The sequence below is a fragment of the Nocardia exalbida NBRC 100660 genome, assembly GCF_000308575.1.
GTDB classification, from domain to species: domain Bacteria; phylum Actinomycetota; class Actinomycetes; order Mycobacteriales; family Mycobacteriaceae; genus Nocardia; species Nocardia exalbida.
In genome coordinates, this window is sequence record NZ_BAFZ01000036.1 from 109,433 (window position 1) to 123,260 (window position 13,828).

The 13,828-nt window shown below is 70.4% G+C and carries 12 protein-coding genes and 1 pseudogene; 4 read left to right on the top strand and 9 right to left on the bottom strand.

The features are described 5' to 3' along the window. Positions 1-35: 35 nt before the first annotated feature. Complete coding sequence (gene ligD, locus ON29_RS07980) at positions 36-1,004, bottom strand: non-homologous end-joining DNA ligase (protein WP_040865572.1); 969 nt, start codon at positions 1,002-1,004, stop codon at positions 36-38. 12 nt (positions 1,005-1,016) lie between these two features. Between ligD and ON29_RS07985 the strand changes: the two genes are divergently transcribed. After that, positions 1,017-1,355 (top strand): hypothetical protein, encoded by a 339-nt coding sequence (locus ON29_RS07985; protein ID WP_245548860.1) that lies wholly within the window; start codon positions 1,017-1,019, stop codon positions 1,353-1,355. Next, the gene (locus tag ON29_RS07990) at positions 1,352-1,660 is read left to right on the top strand and encodes a hypothetical protein (RefSeq protein WP_040865510.1); all 309 of its coding nucleotides are present in this window, start codon (positions 1,352-1,354) and stop codon (positions 1,658-1,660) included. The genes ON29_RS07985 and ON29_RS07990 overlap by 4 nt, the downstream gene beginning before the upstream one ends. 317 nt (positions 1,661-1,977) lie before the next feature. Here ON29_RS07990 and ON29_RS07995 read toward each other — a convergent pair whose 3' ends face one another. The 8 genes and pseudogenes from ON29_RS07995 to ON29_RS08025 form a co-directional block, all read right to left on the bottom strand. Beyond that, positions 1,978-4,101, bottom strand: a complete 2,124-nt coding sequence (locus ON29_RS07995; RefSeq protein WP_040865573.1) for a RecQ family ATP-dependent DNA helicase — start codon at positions 4,099-4,101, stop codon at positions 1,978-1,980. Positions 4,102-4,171: 70 nt separating this feature from the next. Beyond that, positions 4,172-4,657: a hypothetical protein gene (locus ON29_RS08000; protein ID WP_040865511.1), complete on the bottom strand. Its 486-nt coding sequence runs from the start codon at positions 4,655-4,657 to the stop codon at positions 4,172-4,174. Positions 4,658-4,778: 121 nt separating this feature from the next. After that, positions 4,779-5,711 carry an alpha/beta fold hydrolase gene (locus ON29_RS08005; protein WP_051174977.1) on the bottom strand — a complete coding sequence of 311 codons (933 nt, stop codon included), beginning with the start codon at positions 5,709-5,711 and terminating at the stop codon, positions 4,779-4,781. Positions 5,712-5,757: 46 nt separating this feature from the next. Beyond that, entirely contained in the window at positions 5,758-7,152 is a 1,395-nt protein-coding gene (locus ON29_RS37625; protein WP_306307211.1) for an RtcB family protein, read from the bottom strand. Next, positions 7,138-8,007: pseudogene (locus ON29_RS08010) on the bottom strand (RtcB family protein); the annotation flags it as partial. The pseudogene ON29_RS08010 and the gene ON29_RS37625, both read right to left, overlap by 15 nt. Before the next feature lie 92 nt (positions 8,008-8,099). Then, positions 8,100-9,179, bottom strand: coding sequence for an amidohydrolase family protein (locus tag ON29_RS08015; RefSeq protein ID WP_040865512.1), 1,080 nt, complete (start codon positions 9,177-9,179; stop codon positions 8,100-8,102). 1 nt (position 9,180) lies between these two features. Next, a complete protein-coding gene (locus ON29_RS08020) occupies positions 9,181-10,551 on the bottom strand; it encodes a type I glutamate--ammonia ligase (protein ID WP_040865513.1) in 1,371 nt (456 codons plus the stop codon). A gap of 51 nt (positions 10,552-10,602) precedes the next feature. Beyond that, a complete protein-coding gene (locus ON29_RS08025; protein WP_040865514.1) occupies positions 10,603-11,481 on the bottom strand; it encodes a ribokinase in 879 nt (292 codons plus the stop codon). 108 nt (positions 11,482-11,589) lie between these two features. Between ON29_RS08025 and ON29_RS08030 the strand changes: the two genes are divergently transcribed. Together ON29_RS08030 and ON29_RS08035 are read left to right on the top strand one after the other, a co-directional pair. Beyond that, positions 11,590-12,855, top strand: a complete 1,266-nt coding sequence (locus ON29_RS08030) for a glutamate-5-semialdehyde dehydrogenase (protein WP_040865515.1) — start codon at positions 11,590-11,592, stop codon at positions 12,853-12,855. Positions 12,856-12,945: 90 nt separating this feature from the next. Next, the gene (locus ON29_RS08035) at positions 12,946-13,827 is read left to right on the top strand and encodes an AAA family ATPase (protein WP_040865516.1); all 882 of its coding nucleotides are present in this window, start codon (positions 12,946-12,948) and stop codon (positions 13,825-13,827) included. Position 13,828 lies beyond the last annotated feature (1 nt).

The window sequence follows — 13,828 nt, forward strand, 5'->3', positions numbered from 1 at the left end:
GCCGACCGGTCGCGGGGTGTGCGTTCGGCGCGGCGCTAGGCCTCGCTCTGCTCCTCGTCGAGCTCCACGTCCACCTTGTCCCGCTCGGCCCACTCCAGGAGAGGATCCAGGTGGAACACCGCGTCATCCATGCCCGCGTGCAGATCGCCGAGTTCGGCGAAGCGAGCGGGAACGGAAGCCATGGTGAAGTCGCGCGGATCGATGTCGGGAATTTCGTCCCAGCGTACCGGTGTGGAGACCGTGGCGGCGGGGACGCCGCGCACCGAGTAGGCGGCGGCGATGGTGTGATCGCGGGCGTTCTGGTTGTAGTCGACGAACAGCATCTTCGGATCGCGGTCGCGGCGCCACCAGGTGGTGGTCACGTCGTCGGGCGCCCGCCGCTCGACTTCCCGGGCGAACGCGAGCGCCGCGCGGCGCACGTCCTGGAATCCCTGATCCGGCGCGATCCGCACGTACACGTGCATGCCCTTGCCGCCAGAGGTCTTCGGCCACCCCACGGCGCCGATCTCGTCGAGAACCTCGTGTACAACCCCGGCGACCCGTTGCACCCGTGACCACGGGCAATCCGGCATCGGGTCGAGGTCGATGCGCCACTCGTCCGGACGCTCGGTATCGGCGGCGCGCGAATTCCACGGATGGAACTCGACCGTGGACATCTGCACCGCCCACACGACGTCGGCGAGCTTCTCGACGCACAACTCGTCGGCATGCCTCCCATAGCGCGGGAAGTACACCCGCACAGTCGGAATCCAGTCCGGCGCGCCGGGGGGAAGCCGCTTCTGATGCACCTTGTCGCCCGCGAGTCCTTTGGGAAACCGGTGCAGCATGCAGGGCCGGTCGCGCAGCGCGTTGACGATGCCGTCCCCGACGCTCAGGTAGTACCGCACCAGATCCAGCTTGGTGGCGCCGCTCTCCGGAAAGTAGACGCGGTCGGGGTTGGAGACGCGGATCGTATGGTCGCCGACCTCGAGCTCGATCGCCGACCCGGTGGATTTGCTGGCCACGGATCGACTGTAGTGGGCGAAGCGCAGGAAAGCCTCGCGCGACTTCGAACCGGCGCGAGCTTTGCCGCGGTGGGGTTCCCGGCGTTGCACCGCTCTGGTATGCATACCGGTATGAGCAAGGCGACGCGCGTGACCGTCACGCTGGATCCGCAGGTGGCCGAGTGGGCCAGGGAGGTGGCCGATCGCCAGAACCGCAGCCTGTCGGCGGTGATCAACGCCGCGCTGCGCTCCACGCTCGTGCACGACAGCCTGACCGCACTGGCCATCGACGATGAGGCCGAGTTGGCCGCGGCCTACGACGACGTGACGCTCACCCAGGCCGCCGAAGACGATGCCGCCGGCGCCGCATGAGACGCGGCGAGATCTGGCGCTACGCCCCGACGCTCAGTGACGGCACCCCGTTCCCGCGGCGCATGACGGTCGTGCTGGTCTCCGACTCGGCGGTCATCACTTCGCGCTATCGCTGGCTGCAAGTCGTCCCGTTGCGCGACGCCGACCCCGGGCATGTGCTGGCCACTCTCACCGAGCACGGCTGGGCCGACACCCTGAAACTGCACCGCGCCTATCGCCCCTGGCTCACCGAACATCTCGGCATGCTCTCCCCGGAGGAGACGGAGTCCCTCGACGCCCGGCTGCGGGCGACGCTGAGTCTTTGATTGCAGCGCCTGCGGCGCTGCGTGTTCGCGGCCCCCTTATGGCTCGCGTTTGCGCGACCGCCGCTTGCTCCTTCGTCGCGTACGCGACGGCCGCGCAAACGCGAGCCGGGCCGCGAACGGAACATGCTCGGTCTCGCTTCGCTCGAAACCGGGAGTCGGGGTGAGCTGGGCGCGTAGGACGGTAGCCGTGCCACCCCGATGTGCCGCCGTTACGCCGGTGGGATTGCCGCTGGGCTTCGACGGACGCCGGTAACTTGTTCGACGGCGCGGGGCGACTCTCTCTGTGGGGATGTAGGAGACCGGTCTGAGTCCGCAGACTATGTCGGCGTGGCCAGGGCGAACGGGAGGATGGCGTCTGCGCCGGCCGCTCGGAGTGCGTGGGCGGCGACGGTGAAGGTCCAGCCGGTGTCGGTGATGGTGTCGACCAGCAGGATCGGGCCCGGCACGTCGGTGAGGTCGGGGATCTCCCAGGAGTCGAACAGTCCGGCTACGCGGTGCGCGGAGTTGGCCGCCGAGACGGGTGGGCGGTCGGGGCGGGTGCGCAGGGTGCCGAGGTCCCGCAGGCGGCCGACCTCGGCCAGCCGGGCGGCGAGGGTGGCGGTGAGCACGGGATAGCGCGGGGATTCCAGGGCGAGTACCGACCTCGGGCGGGTGGCCCAATCCCATTCGCGCAGCACGGCGACGCAGGCGTCGAAGACCGTGTCGGGGACCGGATCGTCCGGGCCGTCGAGCAGCGCGCGCAGTCGCTGCCCCCAGCCCAGGTCGGTCAGCCTGCCGAGGACGCGGCCGGTTTCGGCGCCGCCGGTGATCTTGCCGGACAACGGGATTCCCAGCTTGGCCATGCCGGTGGGCCACTGTTTGCGGGGCGCGAGATCGATGCCGGGGCGGTCGAGCCGGGCCTTGGTGGCGGCCACCGCGTCGGCGGCGACGGTGCGGTCGGGGCGGCTGCCGGTGCAGTTGTCGCAGCGGCCGCAGCCGGGCGAATCCGCCGCGTCGGCGGACAGTCCCGGGTCGTCGAGCTGGCGGCGCAGGAATTCCATCCGGCAATCGGTGGTGGATTGGTAGTCGATCATGGCCTGTTGTTCGGCCTCGCGGGCGATGGACAGGCGCTCGTAGCGCTCGGTGTCGTAGGTCCACGGACGGCCGGTGGCGATCCAGCCGCCGCGCACGCGGCGAACCGCACCGTCCACGTCGAGCACCTTCAGCACCATCTCCAGCCGGGAGCGATTCAGCTCCACCAGCGGCTCCAACGCCGCGGTGGACAACGCGCGGTCGGAGTCCAGCGCGTCGAGCACGGCGCGCACGATGTGCTCACGGGGGAACGCGACGGAGGCGAAGTAACTCCAGATGCGCGCGTCCTCGGGGCCGGGGAGCAGGATCACCTCGGCCCGGTCGGTGCCGCGCCCGGCGCGTCCCACCTGCTGGTAGTAGGCGATGGGGGAGGACGGCGCGCCGACGTGCACCACGAACCCGAGGTCGGGTTTGTCGAAGCCCATGCCCAGCGCTGAGGTGGCGATGAGCGCCTTCACCTCGTTGTTCAGCAGCGCGGCCTCCAAAGCCTCGCGTTCGGCGGGGTCGGTCTGCCCGGTGTAGGCGGCGACGGTGTGGCCGTGCGAGTTCAGTACGTCGGCGAGATCGTGCGCGGCGGCGACGGTGAGCGTGTAGACGATGCCGGAGCCGGGCAGCCGGTGCAGATGGCCGCTGAGCCAGGCGGTGCGTTCCACGGCGTCGTCGAAGCGGACCACCGACAGGTGCAGCGATTCGCGATCCAGCGTGCCGCGCAGCACCAGCGTGTCGGTGCCGATTTGGGTGGCGACGTCGGTGACCACCCGGTCGTTGGCGGTCGCGGTGGTCGCGAGTACCGGGACGTCGGAGCCGAGGTCGGCGATCAGCGTCCGGATGCGCCGGTAGTCCGGCCGGAAGTCGTGGCCCCAGTCCGAGACGCAGTGCGCTTCGTCGATCACCACCAGCCCGGCGTCGGCGGCGAGCCGGGGCAGGACCTGATCGCGGAAGTCCGGGTTGTTCAACCGCTCCGGGCTGACCAGCAGCACATCGACCGCGCCCGCTGCGACGTCGGCGTGGATCTCGTCCCACTCGGTGACATTGCCGGAGTTGATGGTCGCCGCGACCACCCCCGCGCGCTGCGCCGCCGCCACTTGGTTGCGCATCAGCGCGAGCAGCGGCGACACGATCACCGTCGGCCCGCGCCCCGCCCTGCGCAGCAGCTTCGCGGCGATGAAGTACACCGCCGACTTTCCCCAGCCGGTGCGCTGCACGACCAGCGCCCTGCGCCGCCGTACGACGAGCGCCTCGATCGCGGTCCACTGGTCCTCCCGCAGCCGAGCGCCCACACCGGCCAGCTCGCGCAGCAGCTGTTCGGCGTGCTCGCGCAGGTCGGGGGCGGTGAGGTCGATCGAAGACGCGCCGGTGGCCGTGGTCATGCGCTCCATCGTGCCCGACGACTCCGACAGGTGGCCGCGCGCCCGACCGCCGCCACACCGGGCTCGCCGACTACCGGGTCAGCCGGGCGGCGCCTTCCGGCCACACGATCTCGACCGGCACGTCACGCCGGCGAGCGAGCGCGACCACGGATCCGGTACCGCCGCGCTGCCCGGCCGCGCCGTCCCATACCGCGATCAGCCGATCACACGACGCAAGCATCGTCTCGTTCGCCGCTTCGTAGGCCTCGAGCCCCGCGTCGTCGAAGTCCATCACTCGTACCGCCGCCGCGCGATCGACGAGTTCGTCGAAAAGGCCGGCCTGGTCGGGCCGCACCTGCGCTTCCCGGTAGTTCCGCGACGGCAACACCACTTCCAGCTGCCCGCCGGCATCCAGAACGGCCTTCGCGAACATCGAGTCGGCGCCGCGGGCGATACAGCTCACGCCGACCAGGTCCGGGGCGGCGTACGCGGCGAGAAGTTCACCGATCACGGCGGACACCAGCGGCTCGGTGGCAGGCGTGAAGTTCGTATGCCCGGTGACCCCGATGCGCACCATGCAGGTTTCTCCTATGCCGTCGTCACCTGCGGTCTCGCAGCTCGGTCCCGAGTTTCACATAGTCGCCGGGTGAGCATCATTCCCACGCGGTCGGCGGCGCTCGGCTCGCCGCCGGTCGGACTCAAGCGGGACGCGCCGTCGCCGCCGCCAGCTCGGCCAGCCGGGCGCGGACCAGGTCCGGGCGTTCCTCGATGATGAAGTGGCCGCAGTCGCGGACCAGTTCGAGCCGATAGTCGTCGGCGCGGGCGGTTTCGGCGGAGGCGAGCGACGGATGGATCGCCGCGTCCTCGACGCCGAACAGGGCCAGGATCGGCACCCGCGCTCGGCGTTGTTCGCCGCGCCCGGCCGATCGGGGCACTTCGCGCAGCAGGAAGGTGCGGTAGGTGTCGGTCGCCGTGCGGGCACAGACGGGGTCGCGGAAGCGGTCCGCGTAGGCCCGGATCACCTCGGGTCCGAACGCCTCGCGATGGCGTACGGCGCCGGCGAAGACGAACTGTTCCAAGAAGCGGGTACGCCGGTGCAGGTAGGTGCCGAACGCCGCGACGGCGGGCTGGTAGAGCAGGAACCGCCACGCGTGCGGGAGGAAATCGCGCGGCGTCTGCCACGGGTGGGCGATGTTGAGCGCCAGCAGCGCGTCGAAGCGCTCCGGCTCGCGCAGCACGAGCAGGTGGGCGATGTAGCCGCCCCAGTCGTGGCCGGCCAGCAGCACGCGGTCCAGGCCGAGCGCGTCCAGCAACGCGAGCAGGTCGGAGGCGACGTCGTCCTTGGCCCACCGATGTGGCGCGGGACCCGACCAGCCGTACCCGGGCAGATCGGGCGCGATGATCCGCAACCCGTCCGGTGGATCGGCGAGCAGGTGACGGTAGGCGTAATGATGCTCGGGCCAGCCGTGCAGCGCGAGCACCGGGCGTCCGTCCGCCGGACCCGCCTCGGTGACGTGAAAACGCACGCCGCGGGCGGTCACCTCCGACCGGCGCACGCCGGGAATCTCCGGCGGCCCCGCCGCCGGGTCGGAACCCGGAGCGGGGGCGAAGAAGGACGGCCGCCAAGGCATACCCGATGGTATCCAGGAAGCGGGCGGCGGATCCAGACCGCGACGGTCAGCCCTTCACGCAGAGCACCTGACGCAGCGTCGCGACCACGTCGACCAGGTCGCGCTGCGCCTCGATGACCTCGTCGATGTCCTTGTACGCGGCCGGGATCTCGTCCACCACGCCCGCGTCCTTGCGCGACTCGACGCCCTCGGTCTGGGCGATGAGATCGGCCACGGTGAACTGCTTCTTGGCCGCGTTGCGGCTCATCCGCCGTCCCGCGCCGTGCGAAGCCGACTGGAACGAGGCCGGATTCCCCTTGCCACGCACCACGTACGAGCGAGTACCCATCGAGCCGGGGATCAGCGCGAGATCACCCGCGCCCGCGCGCACGGCGCCCTTGCGGGTGACCAGCATCGGCACGCCATCGATCAGCTCCTCCGCCACATAATTGTGGTGGCAGTTTCCGGTAAGGATGTTTCCCTCGAGAGCGAAGGAGTGCGTGTCCTTCACGACAGCGCAGAAGACCTCTGCCACATGTGGGATGGGCCGCACGGAGCGAACTGTCCATCCGCGTCGCTCGACAGCCTGCCTGTTGGCAGCCCACCGCGAGCGGTGCTTCGCGTGGACGAAGAACTCGGGCGTGAGGTCACTGCGTGAAATGCCCATAACGAACACGTCGGACTGGGGCCGGCCGAACCCTTCGCGTGTTTTCCTCCGAATCGGGAGGGTCCAGATGCCGAGTGCATCGCAGGCGGTCTTGAAGAATTCGAGATCCTCGCGATTCGCAGACCAGATGGCAGGGCGGCCGGTCTTACCGACCTCGCCGTCTGCCGCGAAGTAGCCCGCGAGCCAGCCGTATAGATCGGAGGTCGATCCGTCGAGTGCCGGGTACTCGCGCTTCCACTCGCGCGGAAGCCCGCCGAGCCGCTTGTACGGTTGTACGTTGTGGCCCTGCTCTCGAAGTTGCGCCACCTCGTTCAACTTCACGTAGGTCTTTCGTGATGGGTCGTCCGAGTACAGGTAATAGTAGGTTCGTACGCGCTCGAGATTGTCGAAGTAGGGCAGTAGTGCCATGTCCTTCGACCCATAGAAAACTGCACAAGCCAGCGCGTTACCAGCAATGCTGCCGTCGCCGAACACGAAGCCGCGGGCGATTCCTTCCCGAGACGGTCGTAGGTCATCCGGGCGCTTCGGGAAGACGTAGGCAAGGCGGTCTCCGACGCGGAGTCCCGAGGTGAGTGCTTCGGTGCGGTTGTGTGCCACCTTTGGTCGAAGAAGCCAGCGGTGCTCGGCTGTCGTGCGGATCGTGCGCTCTTGTCCGTAGCGCCCGACGACCAACTCCCAGAGTGGTTGGTGCCCGAAGGACAAGACGGGCGCCTTCACCCACTTGCCGCCCTCCGTGAGCAAGGTATGCATGCCACCCGCGAGTTCGGCGATGGGGCGGCAACCTTGTTCCGTCATTACCGAGGTCTCTCCAGCGAAGCAGCTGATGGGCTGCTCGAAACGCACTTTCCGCTCGGCGAATTCGGCGGCGACCGCACGGCAGACCAGGGCGAGCATCACCGCGCGGTTGCGCGCCGCGTACTCCTGCGCCCAGGTGAGGTCGCGGCGGTAGGCCTCCATCTCCGGCGTGCCGGAGACGAAGACCGCCAGGTCGCGGTCGGGCAGATCGATGTTGTGCGGCAGCGTGCGCGCGATCGCCATGTGCCGCTCGGCGAGTTCCTTGCCGATGTTGCGGCTGCCGGAGTGCAGCAGGATCCACACCCGCTGCTCCTGATCCAGGCAGACCTCGATGAAGTGGTTGCCGCCGCCGAGCGTGCCCATCTGCTTGTGCGCCTTGGACTCGCGCGGCTGGACCCGGGCGTCCAGCGTGCCGAACGAACCCCAGAAACGCTCCCAACCCGCCCGCAGCGTCGTAGTGCTCGCGCCGAGCCCGGCGACCTGGGAGCCGAGCCGGATGACGTCCACGGCGTCGTGATGGGCCTGGAAGCCGACCGGCACCGCCGCCTCGATCCGCGACCGCAGCGACCGCAGGTTGTCGGGCAGATCCGCGGCGGTGAGGTCGGTGCGCACGCTCTCCATGCCGCAGCCGATGTCCACGCCGACCGCGGCGGGCGACACCGCGTCCTTCATCGCGATCACCGATCCGACCGTGGCCCCCTTGCCGAGGTGCACGTCGGGCATCACGCGGACGCCGTGGACCCATTTCAGCGCGGCGATGTTGCGCAGTTGCCGGAGCGCGGACTGCTCGACCTCGTGCTCGTGGGCCCACATGAGCGTCTGCGCCTCGGTGCCGCGCAGCTCGACGGGAAACATGGTCTCGATCCTTCCGTTGTCTTCACTGTCAACGGTAGGTACCGGCGGCACCCGGCGCACCCGAATATCCGACCGACCGGGATGGTGGAGGGTCAGCCCACGCGGTGTTCGAATCGGGCCCGGTAGACGCGCTCGGCATTCCCGTGGGCGATGGCGTTGACCAGCACTTCGGCGTCGGCGGTGGTGATCGTGTCGTCGGCGATCCACTCGTCCATGAGCCTGCCGAGCCCGCGCCGCCAGAGCAGGGCGCCGAGGTAGTGCAATTCCGGGAGCCCGTAGCCGTCCGAGGAGTAGCACAGCGCCCGGAACGGGGCGAGTTCCAGCGTCTCGGCGAGCACGGCTCCGGCCCGCTGCCCCACGTAGGGAATGGTCAGGCCGAGATCCAGGTGGACGTGATCGAAGACGTGCGCGAGGTAGGCGGCATGGCGATGGAAGGGCCAGCAGTGCAGCAGCATCACCGACAGCCCGGTGCCCGCGGTCCGGCGCAGGAAATCGGTGAGCAGCAGCGGGTCACTGTGCCGGAGGCGTAGATCGGGGTCGCCGAACCCGGTGTGGAATTGCAGGGGCAGACCGAACTCGGCGCCGATCCGTGCCCCGAGACCGACCAGCCAGCCGAGCACGTGCGGATCGGTGAGCCGGTGTTCGGGCGCGAAGCTGGTGGGCGGGTGATCTCGCACCGGGAAGTCCAGACCGCACCGGTAGGCGACGATCGTCTTCAACCCGACGGCATGGGCGGCCCGCGCGCGCAGTTCCGCCTCGATCCGCTCGTAGACCCCGGACACCGCGCCGACCTGGGCGACGACCCGCTCGGCCACCTCCTCCAACCGGACCACCTCGCGTACCTCGCCGTCCACCAGGGCGGCGAAATCCGCTGTGCCGCCGCCGATTCCGGTGTCCAGGTACCACCGGGTCACCCCGGTGGCGCGCAGCAGTCGCGCGGCGACCTCCCTGGCGCCGAGCCGGGTGCGATGACGCAGGTAGACGTCCGGGCTGACATGGGCGGGCAGGTCGAGCGCGGGGGCGCACCACCGGCGCACCGCGAGCCCGATCGCGGAATCGAAACTTCCGTGCGCGCCCTCGCCGAGCAGGCGCTCGAAGCCGCGCCGGTCCAGGTTCCCGGTGTGGACGCCGTGGCAGTGGTGATCGGTGAGCCGCACCCCGTCGGTGAGCATGTCAGAACCGCCAACGTGTCAGCGCGACCAGCTCTTCGGCGCTCGCGGCGGCGTACCGCTCGGCCTCCGCACGGCGCACGGTGAGCAGCGCGTCGTGCAGTTCGGCGCCCATGGCGTCGGCCAGCACCTCGGACGCGGCGAGGTGGTCGGCGGCTTCGGCCGGTGTGGTGGGCAGGCGGCGCACATCCGACATCATGCGTGCTTCGGCGTCGAAAGTCGCCGGATCCCCGGTGATCTCGGCCGGAAGGCGTAAGCGTTCGGCCACACCGGCGAGCCCGGCCGCGATCACCGACCCGACGATCAGGTACGGATTACCGGTCGCGTCGAGACATTTGATCTCGGCGTTGGCGGCCCACCCCTCGGTGCCGCGGACTCCGGTGACGAAGCGCAGCGCGGCCTCTCTGGTCTCGCGGCCCCAGCACTGCCAGACCCCCGCCCAGCGCGACGGCGCCAGCCGCAGGAAGCTCGCCGGATTGCCCGCACCGACCGCGACCAGCGCGGGCAGTTCCCGCAACACTCCCGCCAGGAACGCCTCACCGGTCCGTCGCATGCCGTGCGGGCCGTCGCCGCCCGCGAACAGGGGGCCCTCCTCGTCGGTCACCGAGAGGTGCAGGTGCGCTCCGGAACCGGCGCCGCCCGGCTCGATACAGGGGGCCAGCAGCGCCCGCCAGCCGTGCCGCGCGCTCATCTGACGGATCGTGTGCCGGACCAGCACCGCCTGGTCCGCGGCGGCGACCGGCTCGGACGGTTCGACCGACAGCTCCAGTTGCGCGAGCGCGTATTCCGGATGGAACTGCGCCACCGCCACACCTTGCCGTTCGAGCGCGGCGACCAGGTCGGCGGCGTATTCGGCGACCTGCCCGAGCCGCACCATGCCGTATGCGGGGCCGTGGATCGCGGGTGTGAAGCCCTCGGTGCCGTCGGCGCGGCCCACTGCCCATTCGGTTTCGAAGGCCATGGACAACCGCAGTCCGGCCGCCTGCGCCGCAGCCGTCTGGCGTGTCGCGAAGTGGCGCTGGCAAGCGACGAAACGGGTGCCGTCCTGGGTGTATTTGTCGGTGGGCGCCCACGCCCAGCCTGGCTGGCAGGCCAGTTCGGTCAGCCCGGCCAGATCCGGGATGAGCCGCAGATCGCCGTCGGGGCCGCCGAGATAGCGCCCGACCGCCATCACGTCGTCGAAGGCGAAGGTCTCGAAGCACGGCGACACCCCGATGCCGTATCGGGACGCGCGATCCAGCCGCTTCGCCGGGACGGCTTTCACGCGCGTGATGCCCGCGTTGTCCACGAAGCTCAGGGCGACCATCGACGCGTCGACCCCGTGAATCGGAGCGGTGTCGCCGTCGGCGGGGATGCGATCCGGCGTGGTGGCCATGCCCTCACGATATCGGCTCGGGCGCAGCGGGAGCCGTCGTGGCGCGCGCCGTTACTCCGCGGCCAGGGCGGCGGTGATCTCCTCGCGGGCGGGGATCGAACTGCTCGCACCCAACCGGGTCGTCGCCAGCGCTCCGGCTGCGCACGCCCAGGTCAGTGCCCATTCGGGGCCGCGATGCCAGGCCGCGGCCAACGCGCCGGTGAACGCGTCGCCCGCCCCGGTGGTGTCGACGACCTCCACCTGCGGGCTGGGCCGGGACAGGCGGGCGCCATCCGGTCCGCGATAGTCCGCGCCCGCCGCCCCGCGGGTGACGACCACGTGCGCGACGGCGTCGAGAGCCGCGCCCAGTTTTTCGGCCTCGCCCGAATTCACCACGGCGACATCGACATTCGCCCACAGTTCGGCGGGGGTGGGGCGCACCGGCGAAGGGTTCAGCAGCACCGTCGTGTCGTGCGCGCGGGCGTGGCGGGCCGCGGCGGCGACCGTTTCGACCGGAATCTCCAACTGGCACAGCAAGATATCGGCGGCCGCGATGGCCGTCAGGTCGTCCTCGGCCAGCTCGGTCATCCGCGCGTTGGCGCCCCCGATGACGATGATGCTGTTCTCGCCGTCGTCGTCCACCACGATGGTGGCGATGCCGCTCGGCCCGGCGACGGTGCGCAGCCGGTCGGCCGACACCCCCGCGGCGGTGAGCGCGCCGCGCAGTTCGCCCGCGAAGACGTCGTCGCCGACCGCTCCGAGGAAGCGGACCGCGCCACCCGCTCGCTGCGCGGCGATGGCCTGATTGGCACCTTTCCCGCCCGGCACCATGGCGAAGCCGCCGCCGAGGACCGTCTCGCCGGGGACGGGTCTGCGCGCCGTCGTGGTCACCAGATCCATGTTGACGCTGCCGAGCACCGCGATCGCGGGAGCGTCCGGTTCGACCGTCATATCGCCGGACGGTAGTCGCCCCGCGAGGGCCGCGCACGTGACCGCGCGCCCGCGTCGGCGCGGCCCAGCGGGTGGATCGGCGCTGCCCCCCTTGCGTAGGCTGTACCCATGACGGTAGGAACGACCACCCAACCGGATGTCCGTGCGGTGGTGCATGAGGCCGCGCGCAAGGCCAGGGTCGCGTCGCGGGCATTGGCCCAGCTGACGACCGCGCAGAAGAACGACGCGCTGCATGCCGCCGCCGACGCGCTGCTCGCCGCCGCCGATCGGGTGCTGGCCGCCAACGCCGAGGACATCGCCGCGGCGCGGGCCGCGGGCACCGAGGAATCGCTGCTGGACCGGCTGCGGCTGACCAAGCCCCGCATCGACGGCATCGCCTCGGGGTTGCGGCAGGTGGCCGGCCTGCCCGATCCGGTCGGTGTGGTGGTGCGCGGCTCGACCCTGCCGAACGGGCTGGAGATCAGGCAGGTGCGCGTGCCGCTCGGCGTGGTGGGCATGGTGTACGAGGCCCGGCCGAACGTCACCGTCGACGCGTTCGGGCTCGCGCTCAAGTCCGGTAACGCCGCCCTGCTGCGCGGCTCGTCCTCGGCGGCGCGGTCCAATGCCGCGCTCGTCGCGGTGCTGCGCGAATCGCTTGTCACGCAAGACATCCCGGCCGACGCCGTGCAGCTGCTGCCGAGCGACGACCGGTCCAGCGTCACCCATCTGATCCAGGCCCGCGGCCTGGTCGACGTCGTCATTCCGCGCGGCGGCGCCGGGTTGATCAACGCGGTCGTCCGCGACGCGCAGGTGCCCACCATCGAGACCGGCACCGGCAACTGCCACGTCTACGTGCACGCCGCCGCCGATCTGGCCATGGCAGAGCGGATCCTGATCAACGCCAAGACCCGCCGTCCCAGCGTGTGCAACGCGGCCGAGACCGTGCTGATCGACGCCGCCATCGCGGACACCGCGCTGCCGCGGCTCACCGACGCGCTGGAGCGGGCCGGGGTCACCATCCACGGTGACCTCCCCGGCCAGGTTCCGGCCACCGACGCGGACTGGGGCGAGGAGTACCTCACCCTGGACATCGCGCTCAAGGTCGTCGACGGCCTGGACGCGGCTGTGGAGCACATCAACACCTGGGGCACCGGCCACACCGAGGCCATCGTCACCGGCGACCTCGCCGCGGCGCGCGAGTTCACCGGCCGGGTCGACGCCGCCGCCGTGATGGTGAACGCCTCCACCGCCTTCACCGACGGCGAGCAGTTCGGCTTCGGCGCCGAGATCGGTATTTCCACCCAGAAACTGCACGCGCGCGGTCCGATGGCCCTGCCGGAACTGACCTCGACGAAGTGGATCGTCTGGGGCGAGGGCCAGATCCGGCCGGTCTGACCGGGGTGCGCGGCGGCCGCGAACGATGCCGAGTCGGTGTCCGCGCCGCGCTGCCGTAGCGTGGGGGATGGTTCGGAAGAAAGGTGCCGGGTGGTGTCGGAGAGCGCAGTACAGGAGCCGGTCTTCTCGTCGGTGGAAGACGTCCTCGAACGGTTGGCGAGCACGGGCTACCTGGCGGACAAGGCCACCGCCACCTCGGTGTTCCTGGCCGATCGGCTGGGCAAGCCGCTGCTGATCGAGGGACCTGCGGGTGTGGGCAAGACCGAGCTGGCGCGGGCTGTCGCGCAAACCTCGGGCGCGGAGCTGGTGCGGTTGCAGTGCTACGAGGGCGTCGACGAGGCCCGCGCGCTGTACGAGTGGAATCACGCCAAGCAGATCCTGCGCATCCAGGCCTCCAGTGAGAACGACTGGCAGGAGACGAAGGCCGACGTCTTCACCGAGGAATTCCTGCTGTCGCGCCCGCTGCTGACCGCGATCCGGCGCACCGATCCCACGGTGCTGCTGATCGACGAGACCGACAAGGCCGACGTCGAGATCGAGGGCCTGTTGCTCGAGGTACTCAGCGATTTCGCGGTGACGGTGCCGGAGCTGGGCACGATCACCGCCAGCCGCAAGCCGTTCGTGGTACTCACCTCGAACGCCACGCGGGAGCTGTCCGAGGCGCTCAAGCGCCGCTGCCTGTATCTGCACCTGGACTTCCCGGACGAGGAGCTGGAGCGGCGCATCCTGGCCAGCCGGGTCCCGGAGCTGTCGGCGGCCGTCGCCGCGCAACTGGTGCGGATCGTGCACGTACTGCGCGGCATGCAGTTGAAGAAGCTGCCCTCGGTCGCCGAATCGATCGACTGGGGCCGCACGCTGCTGGCGCTGGGCCTGCGTGACCTGGACGACACGACCGTTCGCGCCACTCTCGGTGTGGTCCTCAAACACCAGAGCGACCACCAGCGCGCGCTGGCCGAACTGAAGCTGGCCTGAG